We start from the raw sequence: 15691 nt of genomic DNA, 5'->3' as shown, positions 1-15691 counted from the left end.
GTCCTCCGATCGGGGCGGCCCCCCTGGCTGTCAGGTCCTGCGCCACGGCGGTCCGCCGCGCGGCCCGGTGCGCGGTGGCGGCGGCCCACCAGCCCCCCGGTGGACCGCCGCCACGGCAGGCGTCCGGGTGCGCCAGCTCCATAGCGCACCCGTCGCCGGCAGGGATCAAAGACGTTTCCGCCTGCCCCGTTGCAGGCTTTGTGTCCCGACCCTCAACAGGTTTGTCGCGTTGTCCACGGGAACGAACAACGCGGCGTTGTCGAATTCCCAGCACCACGGGTCCGACGAGCCGTGCTCGAAGCAGATGTCCTTCCCCGGTTTCTCCGACCGGAGTGGCGCTCGAACGGGCGCGGGTGGCCGTCAGGCCAGCGGTGCAGGCCAGGCGCCTCCGCGCACGTCGGACGAGACCGAGGGCAGCGGGACGGGACGGGCTGGCCACTGCCTCGGCGGCGGCGCTTCCGCCGTGACATCGGACGCACCAGTCCCCTCCCCCGCGCGGTCTCCACACCACCGAAATCCGGTCGAACGCCCTCCCCGAAGCCGACCACCCATTCCGGAGGCGCCGGCGACAAATCATCCGCCCCCGGCGCTCCGCACCAGGTTAACCCAGCAATCGGGCTCTTTTTGTGACTGTTGACGACGGATTGGTGACCTGCTAGTCATCAATCGCGAAGCGCGCGAGCGGGGAGGGGACGTGAGTGGTGGGCGGGACCCCAGCGTTCACCAGCTACGTCTGCTGCTCACGCTGGCCGAGGAGCTGCACTTCGGGCGGGCCGCCGACCGGTTGTTCATGACGCAGTCCGGGTTGAGCCGGCAGATCCGGGCGCTGGAGGAGCGGCTCCGGGTGAAGCTAATCCGCAGCACCACGCGCCGGGTCGAGCTGACCTCGGCGGGGCAGGCGCTGTTACCCCAGGCGGAGGCGGTGGTGGCCGCCATGGACGAGCTGCACCGGTCGGCCGCGCTGAGCGCGCGCTCGGCGGGCGGCCGGCTGGTCCTGGGCATGTTCGAGGGCTCCGCCGCGCTGCCCTCGACGCGGAGGGTGCTCGCCGCGCTCGGACACCGGCACCCGGACATCGCGGTGGACGTCCTCGTGGTGGACTTCGTGGAGCAGGTCCACGCCCTGCGCTCCGGGCGCGTCGACGCCGCGTTCGTCTACTTCCCCCACCCGGCCGGCGTCCAGGCCGCGCCCCTGACCAGCGAGGACCGGCTCCTCTGCGTCGCCAGCACCGATCCGGTGGCCGGCAGGGCCGAGGTCGACCTGGCGGACCTCCGCGGCTACCCGGTGGTCAGCGTGGCCGAGGAGGTCCCCCAGGTCTGGCGCGACTTCTGGGCCGTTGATCCACGACCCGACGGCACGCGGGCGCGCCACACCTCGCACCAGGTCACCAACCTGGAGGCGCTGCTCTCCGCTGTCGGGTTCGGCGACGGGATCGCCTTCGTCCCCGCGTCCACGCGCACCCTCTACCCGCGCCCCGGTGTCGCGTACGTCCCCGTGCGGGACCTGTCTCCCTGCACCTCGGGGGTGCTGTGGCCGTCGGAGAAGCGTGACGACCCGGGGGTCGTCGCACTGCGCCGGATCTGCGCCGACCTCCATCCGGACGGAGCGCCCCCTGGGACCTGACCGTCACGCGGTTTCGGCTGTGCGGTCGACGTGGTGTCGCTCCAGCTCCCCCGTGCGCGGAGTGGAATAAGGAGGAATTGTCGAGCGAGAGGAGAAGTCGTCACCCGTGGAGAAGAAGTGCTCGCGCACAGTTTTCACTCCTCTGGCGGCTTTTCTTCGAAACGATCATTCACGGGGGACGGGAACGCGGCAGGTCGTTCGCCCAGGTCAGGCGGCGTGCCGTGGTGCGCGGCGGCGCCCCTGTGGCTGCCACCTCGAAATACGGAACTGACCTGTACCCCATTAGTGTTACGCAGAGTGGCGTGGCCCTCAAAAAGCCCGCATGCGCTGGCTCTTCTCCGCCTGCGCTGGCTACTTTGGGCAACGGTCATTGCGCCGGACACCCGGGCTCTCCCCGACCGCCACCCCCGAGGCGGTGAGCCCCCGGTCCCCCCAGAGCGTCCCCCGACGCCGTCCGGCGGATCAACCCCAAGGAAAGGGATCTGCCCGTGCGGCGACGCATGCCGCCGATGTTCCGCGCCCTGGAACAACGGAACTACCGCCTCTGGGCCCTGGCCGACCTCGTCTCGGTCACCGGCACCTGGATGCAGGTCATCGCTCTCAACTGGCTCGTTCTCTCCCGCACCGGCTCGGCGAGCGCGGTCGGCGGCGCCATCCTGCTGCAGGCGCTGCCCACCCTGCTGCTCGGCTCGTGGGCCGGCTCGCTGGCCGACCGGTTCCCGGCCCGGCGCATCCTGGTCATCACCCAGGGCGCGCACGCGCTGCTGTCGGTCGGCATGGCCGTGCTCGCCGCCGGCCACGCCCCGCTGTCCTGGGTCTTCGCGCTCACCTTCGGCGCCGGCCTGGTCGGCGTGTTCGACGGCCCGGCGCTGGGCCGCTTCGGCTCGCAGGTGGTCGGCCGCAAGGACCTCGGCAACGCGCTCGCGCTGGGCTCGATCCTCAGCTCGGGCGGCCGCATCCTCGGCATGAGCCTGGCCGGCGTGCTGGTCGCCGTCACCGGCGAGTCGACGCTGTTCCTGATCAACGCGGCCAGCTTCCTCGTCGTCATCGGCGCGATGTTCGCCGTCCGCCCCGAGGAGCTGCACCCGCTGGCCACCAGCACCCCGGAGCGGGCCGGCGTCCGCGCCGGACTGCGCATCCTGCTGCGCGACCGCACCCTGCTGACCCTGTTCGCGCTGGCGTTCGTGCTGTCCAGCCTGGGCCGCAACTACCAGGTCACGATGGCCGCGATGAGCCAGGGCCCGCTGGGCGCCGGCGCGGCCGGCTACGGCCTGCTGTCCACGGTCTTCGCCGTCGGCACCGTGCTCGGCGGCCTGATGGCGGCGCGGTTCCGGGAGCTGTCGGTCAAGCTGCTGCTCGTCGCCGCCGGCGCGACCAGCGTGCTGCAGTCGGTCAGCGGCGCCATGGGCGGGCTGTGGACCTTCGCGGCCGTCCTGGTCCCCATCGCCGCGGGCGCGGTCATCATCGACACCACGATGAGCACCCGCGTCCAGCTCGACACCGCCGAGGACCTGCGTGGCCGCGTGGTGGCCACCCACGGCATGGTGGCCGCCGCCGCGGGCGCGGTCGGCGGGCCGTTGCTGGGCTGGCTGTGCGAGCGGTTCGGCCCCGGCCACGCGCTGGAGAGCGCCGGCCTGGTCACCGGCGTGGCCACGCTGGTCGCCGCCGGGCTGCTGATGGGCCGGCCCGCGCTGGTCCGGTGGCTGCCGGGGCGGTCCCGGGTCGCGCCGGCCACGCCCGAGCTGGTGGAGCAGTCCCCGGCCGTGCCCGGCCTGACCCTGGTCACCACCGTGCCGCCGGTCACCACCCCGGCCCAGCCCGCCGCGGCCCAGCCGGCCGTCGCGCGGCTGGCCACCGCCGAGGTCTGACCCCGGTCCGACCCTCGCGGAGGCCCGACCCCCGCGGAGGCGCCCCCTCCACACCCGTGAGCGCTCCCCGGCCACTCCGGCCGGGGAGCGCTCACGTCTGTCCAGGTCTGGGCGCGACCACCGCCGAGCCCGGCCGCACCTCAGCGCGTGCCGTGGGGGTGAGCGGGCCGGTAGGAGCGCAGCGCGTTGGCCATCAGCGTGGTGAGCGCCCGGCTCGGCGCGACCCCCAGCTCGGCGGCGAACTGCAACCGCACCACCTCGTAGTGGCGCAGGGCCTCCACCACGTTGCCCTCGGCCAGGTGGGCGGCCAGCACGCACCGGTGCCCGCTCTCCCGCAGCGGCTCCAACCGCACGGCCTCCAACGCGGCGTCGAGGGCCTCGGCGGCCCGCCGCTCCCGCAACAGGCGGCGGGACAGCGACTCCAACGCGTGGATGCGCAGTTGCCGCAACCGCTCCCGCTCGAACAGGACCCAGTCGTCGTACCAGCCGGGTAACAGCTCACCGCCGTGCAGCCCGGACAGTTCCAGGTCCTCCCTGGTCACCACCGCGTCCGGCCGCAGCAGCCGGCGCGCCCGCGCGGTCAGCGCCTGGACGTCCACCCAGACCGACCGCGCCAGGCTGAGCTGCTGCCGGCCGATGTCCAGCAGGTCGCCCGCGTACCGCCGCAGCCGCCAGATCGTGGTGCGCAGGCTGCCGTGCGCGTGCTCCTCGCTGACGTCGGGCCACAGCACCCCGGCGAGCACGGCGCGGCTGGCCACGCCGTGCACCGCCAGGTAGGCCAACAGGCGCTGGCAGCCCGGCGAGGGGTGCAGGACGACCTCGCCGAACTCCAGCCGGAAGCCGCTCAACAGCCGCAGCCGGAACTGCCGGGGCGTCGCGACGGCGCCGACCGAATCCTCTCCCCGAACACGCAGACCCATGGTTGCCCCCCACCAGATGTCCGCTCGCGAATCCAGGCTGTGCGGTGACGGTCCGTGACGTCAAGCGAAGTGCCGGACCGCCCCCCGGAAGTCGAACCTGTTGGCCCAAACGTCTTTGACCAGGCTCAACCGAACGGCCCATCGCCGGCCCGCGGTGGTCGACGTCCGCGCCGCTCACCTGCGGCGGCACGCCGGACCACCGCGGGATGCGCCCTACTCCCGCCCGCCGGCGGGGGACGGACCGAGCGTGACGGCCACCAGGGCGGCCAGCGCCAGCCCGCCCCCGACCCACAGGACCTCGGCGACGCCGAGCGCGTCGACCACGCGGCCGCCGATGGCGGAGCCCAACGCGATCGAGGCGTTGAAGACGCCGACGAACAGGCCGGAGGCCGCCTCCCTGGCGTGCGGGGCGGAGGCGACCAGCCACGTCTGTGTCGAGACCGACACCCCGCCGTAGGCCAGGCCCCACAACACCAGCAGCGCCGTGCCCACCAGCACCGAGGTGCCGATCTCGGGGAAGAGCACCGCGACCGCCCCGAGCACCGCGCTGATCGCCATCAGGGTCGCGCGCGGGGAGCGCGCCGCCCCGGCCGCGCTCACGAAGTTGCCGGCGATGCCCGCGACGCCGTAGGCCAGCAGCAGCGCGCTGATCAACGCCGGGGCCGCGCCCGAGATCTTCTCCAGCACCGGACGCACGTAGGTGTAGGCGGCGAAGTGCCCGGTGACCAGCAGGGCGACCACGACCAGCCCGGTGCGGACGGCGCGTTCCCGCGCCAGCCGGGCCATCCCGCCCAGCCGCACCGCCCGCGCGACCGGCAGTCGCGGCAGCAGCAGGAACAGCGCGAGGGCGACGAGCAGGGCCAGCAGCCCGGCCGAGGCCAACGCCATCCGCCAGCCCGCGGCCTCGCCGAGGTAGGTCCCGGCGGGCACGCCGAGCACCGAGGCCACGGCGACGCCGCTGAAGATCAGGGAGGTGGCGCCGCCCACCGCCGGTGGCGGCACCAGCCGCGGGGCGAGCGAGGCGGCGAGCGCCCACACCCCGCCCATCCCGACGCCGACTAGCGTCCGGCCCGCCATCATCACGCCGAAGTGCGGCGCCCACGCGGACATCAGGTTGCCGATCGCGAGCACCAGCATCAGCCCGCACAGCGCCGCGCGGCGGTCCAGCCGGCCCACGGCGGGGGTGACCAGCGGCGCGGCCACCGCCGCGACCAGCCCGGTGACCGTCAGGGTCAGGCCGGCGACGCCCTCGCTGACCCCCAGCTCCGGGCTGAGCGAGGTGAGCAGCCCCACCGGCAGCATCTCCGAGGTCACCACCGTGAAGGTGGCGGCGGCGACGGCGGCCACCGCCGCCCACCCGCGCCACGCGGGCCGGTCCGGCCCGTCCTCGACGGATCTCGGCGGTGAGCTCGGCACTGTCTCTGTCATGTGCCCCAGGCAACCTGGGGCCTCGACCGGGAACAACGACCAGTCCCTCATCCTTTGATGAGTCAGACTCATCGATGCTGGTGGTCGACCCAGCGCCAGCGAGCGGAGCGGAACGGACTGGAGTGGGGATGAGCGGCCTGGACATCCGCGAGCTGGAGTGCTTCCTCGTCCTCGCCGAGGAGCTCCACTTCGGTCGGACCGGCGAGCGGCTGTACCTGTCGCAGAGCAGGGTCAGCCAGCTCCTGCGCTCCCTGGAGAGCCGGATCGGCGCCCGGTTGGTGGAGCGCACGAGCCGCCGGGTGCGGCTCACGCCGGTGGGCGAGCGCTTCCGCGACCGGCTCCGGCCCGCCTACGACGGGCTGCGCGCCGCCGTCGACGACACGCGCGCGGCGGCCAGGGGCGTGGAAGGCTCGTTGCGCCTGGGCTTCCAGGGCACCGCCAACGACCACCTGATGAACGCGGTGGCCCTGTTCCAGGAGCGGTACCCGGCGTGCGCGGTGGAGATGGTCGAGGTGCCGTTGTCCGACCCGTTCGGCGGGCTGCGCCGGGGCGAGGCGGACCTGGCCGCCGTGCTGCTGCCCGTCGTCGAGGAGGACCTGGTGGTGGGTGCGGTCTTCTCCCGGCAGCCGCAGACCCTGGCGGTCTCGGCGCGGCACCCCTTCGCGCGGCGCTCCTCGATCTCGGCGGAGGACCTCGCCGACTGCGTGCTGATCGGGGTGGACGAGCCCGCGCCGCGCTACTGGCGCGACGCGCACGCCCCCGCCGTCACCCCCGCCGGCCGACCGATCCCGGCCGGCCCCACCGTCGGCACCCTCCAGGAGGGGCTCACCCTGGCCGCCGCGAACCGGGGCGCGATGCTGCTCTGCCGGCCCTCGGCGGAGTACAACCGTCGGGCGGCGCTGGCCTACGTCCCGATCACCGGTCTTCCGGACTCCGCGCTGGGGATCACCTGGTGCCGCGACCACGAGACCGCGCGCGTGCGCGCCTTCGCCGAGGTGCTGGCCGAGGTCTCGGCCGCACCGATCGCGATCGGCGCCGCGGGCGCCGCCTGATCGTGCTCTCGGCCGTCTCCTGGGGTGGGATCCAGGACCCGCTTGGCCTGCGACGGTCGGGGTGGGCGGGTGAAGGTCCACCCGTCGTCGGCCCGGTGGTCTCTTGGTGGAGGGAAGCGCTCGAAGCCACATGACCAACGGGGCAAGGTCCACCATGCCCTGGCAGGACAGGGCAGTCCGGTCATACCGGGTCGCCGCCGTCCGATACCGCTTCAACCGGTGACCAGCGATCACGACCCCGAAAGGGGCACCAGCCGCAGGTTGTCACCGGCCTCGTCTCCCGGGATGAGCGGCACGCGCAACGACAAGACGTCCGTCCACCACGAGGTGGATCTTCGATCACCACGACGCTCGGGGCACAGCCCCGTTTCCGGGCTCCGGCGGCGCGCTGATGCGCTCTTCCACGCGCACCGCTCCGGTAGATCACGCCAGGGCGCGCCGGCGCGGAGTGTCCGAAAGAACAACAACTCACCCCGACCCACCACAGCCGAGAACACACCGGACAGAGTGTGTTCTCGGAGCCACGTGATCAGCGGGGCCAGATCGGGCATTCCTGGTTATCCCGCTCCGGGATCGCGGCCCCGATACCCCGTCGCGGATCGGCGGAGGGCCGGGGATGTCGGTGGCGGCTCGCATACTGGTCCCCCGCGCCGGCCCTCGGCTGACGCGCTCCTCGTGGTTTAGTCGGGAAGGAACCGGGACGTGACCCGTTATGTGGCGCTGCTGCGGGGCATCAACGTCGGCGGACGGCAGAAGGTCGCCATGGCCGACCTGCGCGCGCTGCTGACCGGTCTCGGGCACACCGAGGTGAGCACTCTTCTCCAGAGCGGCAACGCCGTGTTCACCGCCTCCGACCAGCGGACGGAGCGGCTGGCCGCCGAGATCGAGGAGGCGTTGGCCCGGGAGCTGGGGCTCACCGTCAGGGTCGTCGTCCGCACCGGCGAGGAGCTGCGGGCGGTGGTGGAGCACAACCCGCTGGAGGTGGTCGATCCGGCCCGGTTCCTGGTGTCCTTCCTGGCCGAGAGGCCCGATCCCGCACTGTTCGCCGCGCTCGACCCGGCCAGCTTCGCGCCCGAGGAGCTGGCGGTCGGCGATCGCGAGCTGTACCTGTCGCTGCCCGACGGCATCCAGAGGGCGCGGCTCCCCCAGCTCGTGGACAGGCTCCTGCCGGCCCAGGCCACCGCGCGCAACTGGAACACCGTCACCAAGCTGCTGGCGCTCGTCGGGAGCTGAGGCGAGCGGCCCAGCGGGGTGCCACTCCTGGAGCACAGGCCTTGACCGCGCGCCGTGGCCGTGGGAACCACGTCCTGACGGCGCGCCCGGTGTCGTCGACCGCCCGGCCGCCGGAGATCGCCCTCGCCCCTCGCTCCGCCTGATCATCCGCCGGGGTCGGCAGGACCGACAGGAGGGTGGATGGCTGTGCCTCTGCGAGTCGTGGTGGTCGGTGGTGGCATCGGTGGTCTCACGGCCGCGCTCGCCCTGCGGCGTCAGGGCGTCGAGGTCGTGGTCCACGAACAGGCGCCGGCACTGGCCGAGGTGGGCGCCGGCATCGCGGTGGGGGCCAACGCCAGTCGGCTGCTGCGCCGCATGGGCCTGCTCGACGAGCTGGCCGAGGTCGCGGTGCGGCCGCTGCGCCTGCAGTTCCACCGCTGGCACAGCGGGGAGATCTTCTGCGCCCACGAGATGGGCGACAGCTACGACGAGCTGTTCGGCGCCCCGTTCCTCACGGTCCACCGCGCGGACGTGCAGCGGCTGCTGGCCGAGGTCTACGTCCGCGAGGGCGGGCGGCTGGAGCTGGGGCGCGAGTGTGTGGGGGTGGCGGAGGACGCCGGGGGCGTCGAGCTGGTCTTCGCCGGCAACACCACCCCCGTCCGCTCCGACGTCGTCGTCGGCGCGGACGGCGTGCACTCGGTGGTCCGCGCAGCGGTCGCCGGCGCCGACCGCCCCGTCTTCTCCGGCACCAGCGGCTATCGCGGCCTGGTGCCCGTGGAGCGGCTGCCGCGACTGCCCGAGCTGGGGTTCGAGCCGGACCGGCCGGCGCTGTGGCTCTTCCCCGGCCCGGGTCGGCACCTGATCTCCTACCCGGTGAGCGGCGGCCGCCTGGTCAACCTCCTGGCGGTGGTTCCCGACGAGGAGTGGACGCGGGAGTCCTGGGTGGCCCTCGGCGAGCCGGCCGAGGCGGTGGAGGCGTTCGCCGGCTGGAACGCGGTCGTCGCGGCCCTGTTGGGCGGTCTGGACGTGGTGTCCCGGTGGGCGCTCTACGACCGGGAGCCGGTCCGGCGGTGGAGCACGGACCACATCACCCTGCTCGGGGACGCGGCCCACCCGATGCTGCCGCACCAGGGGCAGGGCGCCAACCAGGCCGTCGAGGACGCGGTCGTCCTGGCCGACTGCCTCGCCGACGTCGGGCGGGACGAGGTCCCGGCCGCGTTGCGCCGGTACGAGTCCGTGCGCCGGCCCCGGACCCGCCAGCTCCAGCTCGCCTCGCGGCGCGGCCGCGAGTGCTTCCAGGCGCTGGACGGGCCGGCCGCCGAGGAACGGGACGGGTGGCTGCCCCAGCTCCCCGACCGGCTCGCCTGGATCCACGGCCACGACGCCCAGGCCGAACCGCGCGGACACGCGGGCTGAACCGGCACGGGCCGTTTCTGGTGAACCGTGTCCGTGCTCGGCGCCGCCGCGACGGGAGGCCGGGAACGACGACAGAAGCGAGCAGACGCGGCAGAAGGGGGTCGCGCGGCAGACGCGCCCGCGCGACCTCCTCCTCCGAGCACAGGTCGAATTTCCTGAGGTAAAGCGGTTCGCGCGCCACCTACACCACTTGCGTCGCCTCGACGGGATTCTCCACCGTGATGGTCACAGCCACGTCAATAGGGCTGAGGGATTCCGCGTGCAGGAGGAACTCCACTCCGCCGGCCTCGACGCCGGGCTTTCCGTGCGCCCCGATGTTGGTGACGTAGACGTTCGGCTCCTGTCCGGGCTCGCCGAGCACCGGCCGTCCCTCGGGCTCGAACGCGCCGCCGTCATGATGACGGCCGAGTCTGGCTGATGGCATCCCAGTTGAAATTCATCCGGTGCCTTCCCCGCACGTTGCGGAAAATCACCCGCATTGACCGAGCCATGGCGCACCTCCACTGATCGACCGACGGCGGCCGGAATGGCCGTGTCCGTCACCGGCCCACCGATTCCCCTCCGACACGCGTCGTCCTCGCGGGATTCGCTCCGCCTCCGGGCTGACGCGCTTGACCTGAGGAGTCGCGCGCCGTCCGCGGGACACGACTCTTTCACGTCGTTTCGAGCGGATTTTGTTCGCGATTCGGGGCCGAACCGCGCCGAAGGGCGGAAATTCCCTTCTGGTCCGACGCCTCCGCCACTTCCCGACATGCCCGCGCGCTCTGCTCGGGCGGGGGGCGGCCCGCTGACGGGACGCGCCCACGGCTGGAGGCCGCTCACCCGGGCACCCCCGACCGCGTCCGAGGACGGCGCCCGGTCCGTGCCTGTGCCCGCCCACCAGTCCAGGGGCCGTCGATCCGGAGTGTCCCGATCGGTCGCTCAGCTCTGGCTGGTCGGGCACAGGCAGAACGGGTGACCGGCCGGGTCGAGCAGGACCCGCCAGCGGTCACCGCCGGGCTGGAAGTCCGGCACGGTCGCGCCGAGCGCGCGACAGGTGTTCTCGGCGGCGGCCAGGTCCTCCACGGCGAGGTCGAGATGGTAGCGCTTGGCCCCGGTGGTGTCCGGCCATGCCGGGGGCGTGTGGTCCGGCACGCGCCCGAAGCCGATCGACGTGGTGCCGTCGCTGACCATGGCGTACTCGTCCTCGCTGTGCGTCACGGGCAGGCCGAGCAGCTCGCCGTAGAAGGCCGCCAGCCGACGGGGGTCCTGGCAGTCCAGGTTGACCATGATCAGGCGAGCCGTCGTCGTGTTCATCAGGGAGAAGCTCCTTCGTTCGTTCGCTGTGCCACCACCGTGTCAGCCAAACCCGACATCCTCTGTCGGGTACGTTTGCGAGACTTCGCGAATGCGCGCCTCCCGGATGCTCAACCTGCTGACGCAGCTCCAGGTGCGGGGCCAGTTGACCGCCCGTGAGCTCGCGGATCGGCTGGAGGTCGACGAGCGCACCGTCCAGCGGGACGTCCAGGCCCTCGCCGCCGCGGGCATCCCGGTCCGATCGGTGCGCGGCCCAGCCGGCGGCTACCGGCTGGAGGGCGGCTACCGCACCCGGTTGAACGGTGTGGGGCCGGACGAGGCCGCCGCGCTGGCCTTCCTCGGCCTGCGGGGCCCGGCGGACGACCTCGGGTTGACCGGGACGGTGGACACGGCGCGCACCAAGGTGTTGGCGTCGCTGACCGGCGAGGCCCGGCAGCGGGCGCAGCGCAGCGCGGACCGGTTCCACCTCGACCCCGTCCGCTGGTACGGCCGGCCGGAACCGACACCCTGTCTCGCCGACCTGGCGGAGGCGGTCTGGCAGGACCGTCGCGTCCGGATCGGCTACGTCCGCCGCGGCACGCTCGCCGAGCGCACCGTCGACCCGCTCGGCCTCGCGCTCGCCGCCGGCGACTGGTACCTGGTCGCGCTCCGCGACGGCCAGCGCCGCACCTACCGCGTGTCGCGGGTGCGCACGGTGGAACGGCTGGACGAGCCGGTGCGCCGCCCCGCCGACTTCGTCCTGGCCGAGGCGTGGGCACAGGCCCGCCACGAGATGGAGACCGAGCACACCTGCGTGGAGGTCACCCTCCGGGTCGCCACGGCCGCCCTGCCCCGGCTGCGCCGGGTGGTCGCGGTGGAGGGGCAGGACCGGATCGACCTGACCGCGACCGGCGACGAGATCGAGCTGACCGTCCCGTTCGAGGGCGAGAGCTGGGCGTGCACGGCGTTGCTGGGCCTCGGGCCGTGGGTGGAGGTGTTGGCGCCGGCCAGTCTCCGGCAGCGCATGGCCGAGCAGACCCGGGCCGCCGCCGCCCGCTACCAGAGCTGACCCGCGAGGAGCGGCGACGGACACGCGCAGGGCACCCGTGCGCGCACAGCCACTCGTTCGGGTGCTGCCCCGGGGCGGGACGAGCACAGCAAGATCGCTTCCGGGGCTGGTCAGGCCAAGCGCGCCGCCTCGGGAGTGGGGATGATCCCGGCGGAGGCCGGTCTGTCCGCCGGACCAGCCCGCCGCAGACAGGACCTCGCCCACCGCGTGCTCGTCATGGCGATCGGCGCGGCCCACGTCCGACGCGCCCCGCTCGACGAGAGGAGAGCTCACCATGGCCGACGAGCCCGGAGACTACGCCGACGCCAACGGCATCCGACTGTGGTACCGCGACGAGGGCGACCCCGACGGGCAACCGCTGCTGCTGGTCATGGGACTGAACTCGCAGCTGATCGCGTGGCCCGAGGAGATCGTCACCGGCCTCGGCGAACGCGGCTACCGGGTCATCCGGTTCGACAACCGCGACTGCGGCCTGTCGGAGAAGATCGACACCGGCACCGCCGACGCCTACCCGCTGGCCCGCGGGTACTACCTGACCGACATGGCCGCCGACGCCGTCGGCCTGCTGGACCACCTGGGCGTCCAGCGCGCCCACGTGGTCGGCGCCTCCATGGGCGGCATGATCGCCCAGCTCGTCGCGATCCACCACACCGACCGGGTCGCCACCCTGTGCTCGATCATGAGCACCACCGGCAACCGCCTGGTCGGCAACCCCACCTTCGAGGCCGCCCAGGCCATGCTGCGGCCCACTCCCCCCGAGCGCGAGCGGGCCATCCCGCACATCGCCGAGATCTACCGGATCGTCGGTTCGAGGACCCACGCCGAGACCGAGCAGGCCAACCGCCTCCGGCTGGCCGAGGCCTCCTACGACCGCATGTTCTACCCCGCCGGCGCGCAGCGCCAGGCCGCCGCGATCGCCGTCGCCGTGGACCGCACCGCCAAGCTGCGCGAGCTCACCACGCCCACCCTGGTCGTCCACGGCGCGGAGGACAGCCTGATCCAGGTCAGCGGTGGCCAGGCCACCCACAGGGCCATCCCCGGCTCGACCTACCTCGAACTGCCCGACATGGGCCACGACCTGCCCACGCCGCTGCGCCCCCAACTGGTCGACGCCATCGACGCCAACGCCCGCAAGGGCGCCCTCTGACCACGCGCTTCCCCGCCGGTCACGCCGCTTCCGGGGCCGCGCCGGCTCCGGAAGCGGCCGGGCACGGCGAGCTCAGAGACCGGGGTGGGGTTCCTGGTCCCCGGCGCGCTCCCCGGCCGTGGTGACGAGGGTGTGCAGCACCGCCTGCGCGGTGGGCAGGCGGTTCGCCGCCTGACGCCAGACCAGCGAGCGGTTCCCGTCGAGCACCTCGGACGTGATCTCCAGCCCTCGCACCGCCGGCAGGCAGTGCAGGACCACGGTGTCCTGGCGCGCCTGGGCGAGCAGGTCGTCGTCCACCCGGAAGCCGGCGAACCGCGCCACCCGCTCGGTCTGCTCGTGGTGCTTGTCCATGGGCACCCACGCGTCGGTGTAGACGGCGTGCGCGCCGCGGACGGCCTGGGCCGGCTCGGTGGTGAGCGAGACGGAGCCACCGGTGTGCGCCATCAGCTCACGGGCCTCGGCGAGGAGCGCCTGGTCGGTGTCGTACTCGCGCGGGCTGGCGATGGTCAGGTTCATGCCGGTCGCCGCGCACGCCCCGAGGAACGAGTGGCACGTGTTGCCGCGCCCGTCCCCGACGAAGGCCACCGTCATCCCGGCCAGCTCCCCGAAGTGCTCGCGCAGGGTCAGCAGGTCGGCCAGGGCCTGGCAGGGGTGGTGGGTGTTGGTCAGGGCGTTGACGACGGGCACGGTCGCGGCCCCGGCCATCTCCTCGACGACGGCGTGCGCGAAGGTGCGGACCGCGAGGACGTCGAGGTAGCAGGACAGCACCCGCGCCGTGTCCACCGCGGTCTCGCCCCGGTCGAGCTGCGTCTCCTCCCGGTTGAGCACGATGGCGCGCATGCCGAGCCGGTGGGCCGCGGCGACCAGGGAGACCCGGGTGCGCGTGGACGGCTTCTCGAAGAGGCAGCCCAGTTCCGCCCCGGGCAGGGCGCTCGTCCAGCCCAGCGGCTCCCGCTTCATCGCCGCCGCCAGGTCCAGCAGGCCGGCGAGGGTGTCCGGGGCCAGGTCGCCGACCCGGAGCAGGTTCCGCGGGACCGGGCCCGGCACGACCGGCCGGGCGGCGGCGTTCGCCGGTGTCGGGGTGGTCATCAGGGCCTCCGGGCTCGTGCTGCTGCGACGCCGTGCTCCCAGGGTGCTGCACGCGGGTACCGGAACGTGCTCAGCCACACGAACGGGCGACTCCGGAGCGGGGGATGGTCCGCGCTTGCGGATCACCCGGACTTCACGTCGCGTCCACCGTTGGTTCTTCCCGAGGTCTGCTTTGTTTTCACCACCGGATGGAGAGCGGACAACGCGCCGTAAATCACGGCGGGAATCCCCGTCGGCGCGGTTACCCCGATTGTGCGGCGACGCGCGTCCGATCGACGACGAGCACGAGCGGTGGCTGACGAGAAGCCTTTATCACTCACTTGCTGGATGTTGACCCCCGACTGATGACCCACACGGGTCGAAACAGGGGCGTTTCCGGCTCCGCCGTGGTTACGGTCCTGTCATGGCTCGCTGTGGGACCGTACTCGGTCGCTATCTGGTGGCGGTCCAGCGGTTCGTCGCCCAGCTCGACCTGCCGGAGGACGCCGCCCGGCTCGGCGGCATGGCGCGGGCGGTGTTGACCGGCGACGGCTCGGCGTTGCTCGCCTTCCTGTGCGCGGCCCGGAAGTGCCTCTCCGCGCACCACGCGCCGGAGGACCTGTGGGTCTGGCACGAGAAGGCGTTGGCCATCGTGATCGACCTCGTGGTGGGCGGGGCGACACTCGACCGCCTGGACACCGAGACGCACCAGGGACTGTTGAGCAGCTACCGGTCCGCCCTGGGCGAGACGTGAGGAGTCGCGGGTGCGGAGCGGACCAACAACGCCGGCCAGGCCCCGAAAACGCACGACCGTCCACCGTGGACACTGTTGGTTTCCCCCGGCTCCCGCGTCGACCTCACGGGGACATCGGGCCACCCGCGGTCCGGCGCGCCCGGGGAAATCCGAGCCGCCGTGCCCGCAAACCGCGAGCACGGCGGCCAGGAACCCCCTCGATCCGGTCAGGGCGGGCTGGCGCTCAGACCTTGCCCATCACCGGGCTCTCCGCCTTGGCACTGGTGAAGGCATCACGCCAGGCCTTCAGGTACTCGTCCTTGCTGACAAAACCGTCGTTGTCGTTGTCGAGCTGCGTGGCGCCCTGCGACGCGTCCCCGCGCGCCGCCCCGGTCGCCTCCAGCACCTTCTGGAGCTCCTGGACGGACACCCGGCCGTCGTGGTCGGTGTCCGCCACCGAGAACTCCGCCTCCCCGAGCGGACCGAAGTTCCGGTTGAACGCCTTCTCGTCCGCGGCCTGCCGCGCCATCGCCTGGCAGAAGTCCTCCAGGGTCAGGCTGTCGGACGGCTCGACGCCGGCGGCGTCGGCGACGGCCTCCCACGCCCGGTCGTACTCGTCCTCCAGCCTGCGGGCCTGCTCCGAGCTGGGGGTCACCTGGACCGCCTGGATGATGCGGTGCGCCAGTTCCTGGTAGTCCTCGCGCGTGATCTCCCCGTCGTTGTCCTGGTCGACGTTGTCGAACAGGCGTTGGTGCTTGCGCTCCACGGCGTCCTTCGCCATCTCCCGCCCTTTCTCCCGTTTCTCGCCGGTCGCTGGCCGGCCCTGGTTTCTCCACCCACCCCGGCGCGCCGCTTCCCCGCGACGCGCCGTGCTCGGTTCCG

At 73.1% G+C, this 15691-nt stretch carries 14 protein-coding genes; 8 read left to right on the top strand and 6 right to left on the bottom strand.

What is annotated here, in order from left to right; genetic code table 11:
* The first annotated feature begins 694 nt into the window (after window positions 1-694).
* Both BUE43_RS30535 and BUE43_RS30530 read left to right on the top strand, forming a co-directional pair.
* Window positions 695-1621: a LysR family transcriptional regulator gene (locus BUE43_RS30535; RefSeq protein ID WP_073489814.1), complete on the top strand. Its 927-nt coding sequence runs from the start codon at window positions 695-697 to the stop codon at window positions 1619-1621.
* A 488-nt stretch (window positions 1622-2109) separates the two neighbouring features.
* Window positions 2110-3489: an MFS transporter gene (locus BUE43_RS30530; RefSeq protein WP_234996013.1), complete on the top strand. Its 1380-nt coding sequence runs from the start codon at window positions 2110-2112 to the stop codon at window positions 3487-3489.
* Window positions 3490-3629: 140 nt separating this feature from the next.
* Here BUE43_RS30530 and BUE43_RS30525 read toward each other — a convergent pair whose 3' ends face one another.
* Complete coding sequence (locus tag BUE43_RS30525) at window positions 3630-4409, bottom strand: AfsR/SARP family transcriptional regulator (RefSeq protein ID WP_073489812.1); 780 nt, start codon at window positions 4407-4409, stop codon at window positions 3630-3632.
* A gap of 213 nt (window positions 4410-4622) precedes the next feature.
* The gene (locus BUE43_RS30520; RefSeq protein ID WP_143174498.1) at window positions 4623-5837 is read right to left on the bottom strand and encodes an MFS transporter; all 1215 of its coding nucleotides are present in this window, start codon (window positions 5835-5837) and stop codon (window positions 4623-4625) included.
* A gap of 128 nt (window positions 5838-5965) precedes the next feature.
* On the opposite strand from BUE43_RS30520, the gene BUE43_RS30515 reads away from it, so the two are divergent.
* From BUE43_RS30515 to BUE43_RS30505, 3 genes are all read left to right on the top strand, one after another.
* A complete protein-coding gene (locus BUE43_RS30515) occupies window positions 5966-6889 on the top strand; it encodes a LysR family transcriptional regulator (RefSeq protein ID WP_073489810.1) in 924 nt (307 codons plus the stop codon).
* Window positions 6890-7591: 702 nt separating this feature from the next.
* Window positions 7592-8122 carry a DUF1697 domain-containing protein gene (locus tag BUE43_RS30510; RefSeq protein ID WP_073489809.1) on the top strand — a complete coding sequence of 177 codons (531 nt, stop codon included), beginning with the start codon at window positions 7592-7594 and terminating at the stop codon, window positions 8120-8122.
* Window positions 8123-8302: 180 nt separating this feature from the next.
* On the top strand, window positions 8303-9517 hold the full coding sequence (locus tag BUE43_RS30505; protein WP_073489808.1) for an FAD-dependent monooxygenase: 1215 nt from the start codon (window positions 8303-8305) through the stop codon (window positions 9515-9517).
* A gap of 181 nt (window positions 9518-9698) precedes the next feature.
* Here the strand turns inward: BUE43_RS30505 and BUE43_RS30500 are convergent, their stop codons facing one another.
* Together BUE43_RS30500 and BUE43_RS30495 are read right to left on the bottom strand one after the other, a co-directional pair.
* Window positions 9699-9941 carry a hypothetical protein gene (locus BUE43_RS30500; RefSeq protein WP_200797729.1) on the bottom strand — a complete coding sequence of 81 codons (243 nt, stop codon included), beginning with the start codon at window positions 9939-9941 and terminating at the stop codon, window positions 9699-9701.
* Window positions 9942-10438: 497 nt separating this feature from the next.
* The gene (locus BUE43_RS30495) at window positions 10439-10813 is read right to left on the bottom strand and encodes a VOC family protein (RefSeq protein ID WP_073489807.1); all 375 of its coding nucleotides are present in this window, start codon (window positions 10811-10813) and stop codon (window positions 10439-10441) included.
* 91 nt (window positions 10814-10904) lie between these two features.
* Here BUE43_RS30495 and BUE43_RS30490 point away from each other — a divergent pair, with 91 nt between their 5' ends.
* Window positions 10905-11861, top strand: coding sequence for a helix-turn-helix transcriptional regulator (locus BUE43_RS30490; protein ID WP_073489806.1), 957 nt, complete (start codon window positions 10905-10907; stop codon window positions 11859-11861).
* Window positions 11862-12135: 274 nt separating this feature from the next.
* Window positions 12136-13008 carry an alpha/beta fold hydrolase gene (locus BUE43_RS30485; RefSeq protein ID WP_073489805.1) on the top strand — a complete coding sequence of 291 codons (873 nt, stop codon included), beginning with the start codon at window positions 12136-12138 and terminating at the stop codon, window positions 13006-13008.
* Window positions 13009-13080: 72 nt separating this feature from the next.
* Here the strand turns inward: BUE43_RS30485 and argF are convergent, their stop codons facing one another.
* Complete coding sequence (gene argF, locus BUE43_RS30480; RefSeq protein WP_073489804.1) at window positions 13081-14097, bottom strand: ornithine carbamoyltransferase; 1017 nt, start codon at window positions 14095-14097, stop codon at window positions 13081-13083.
* 403 nt (window positions 14098-14500) lie between these two features.
* Here argF and BUE43_RS30475 point away from each other — a divergent pair, with 403 nt between their 5' ends.
* Entirely contained in the window at window positions 14501-14830 is a 330-nt protein-coding gene (locus BUE43_RS30475; RefSeq protein ID WP_143174497.1) for a hypothetical protein, read from the top strand.
* A gap of 223 nt (window positions 14831-15053) precedes the next feature.
* Here the strand turns inward: BUE43_RS30475 and BUE43_RS34485 are convergent, their stop codons facing one another.
* Complete coding sequence (locus BUE43_RS34485; RefSeq protein WP_073489802.1) at window positions 15054-15590, bottom strand: EF-hand domain-containing protein; 537 nt, start codon at window positions 15588-15590, stop codon at window positions 15054-15056.
* Between the last annotated feature and the right edge of the window lie 101 nt (window positions 15591-15691).

The sequence above is a fragment of the Streptoalloteichus hindustanus genome, assembly GCF_900129375.1.
GTDB lineage: Bacteria > Actinomycetota > Actinomycetes > Mycobacteriales > Pseudonocardiaceae > Streptoalloteichus > Streptoalloteichus hindustanus.
The sequence above is the reverse complement of the archived record's forward strand: the minus strand, read 5'-3'. Positions and strand labels throughout refer to the sequence as shown.

Coding starts and splice junctions, on each gene's coding strand:
- BUE43_RS30525 (WP_073489812.1), bottom strand. CDS start 4,409: ATGGGTCTGCGTGTTCGGGGAGAGGATTCGGTCGGCGCCGTCGCGACG.
- BUE43_RS30520 (WP_143174498.1), bottom strand. CDS start 5,837: ATGACAGAGACAGTGCCGAGCTCACCGCCGAGATCCGTCGAGGACGGG.
- BUE43_RS30515 (WP_073489810.1), top strand. CDS start 5,966: ATGAGCGGCCTGGACATCCGCGAGCTGGAGTGCTTCCTCGTCCTCGCC.
- BUE43_RS30505 (WP_073489808.1), top strand. CDS start 8,303: ATGGCTGTGCCTCTGCGAGTCGTGGTGGTCGGTGGTGGCATCGGTGGT.
- BUE43_RS30500 (WP_200797729.1), bottom strand. CDS start 9,941: ATGCCATCAGCCAGACTCGGCCGTCATCATGACGGCGGCGCGTTCGAG.
- BUE43_RS30495 (WP_073489807.1), bottom strand. CDS start 10,813: ATGAACACGACGACGGCTCGCCTGATCATGGTCAACCTGGACTGCCAG.
- BUE43_RS30490 (WP_073489806.1), top strand. CDS start 10,905: ATGCGCGCCTCCCGGATGCTCAACCTGCTGACGCAGCTCCAGGTGCGG.
- BUE43_RS30485 (WP_073489805.1), top strand. CDS start 12,136: ATGGCCGACGAGCCCGGAGACTACGCCGACGCCAACGGCATCCGACTG.
- argF (WP_073489804.1), bottom strand. CDS start 14,097: ATGACCACCCCGACACCGGCGAACGCCGCCGCCCGGCCGGTCGTGCCG.
- BUE43_RS30475 (WP_143174497.1), top strand. CDS start 14,501: ATGGCTCGCTGTGGGACCGTACTCGGTCGCTATCTGGTGGCGGTCCAG.
- BUE43_RS34485 (WP_073489802.1), bottom strand. CDS start 15,590: ATGGCGAAGGACGCCGTGGAGCGCAAGCACCAACGCCTGTTCGACAAC.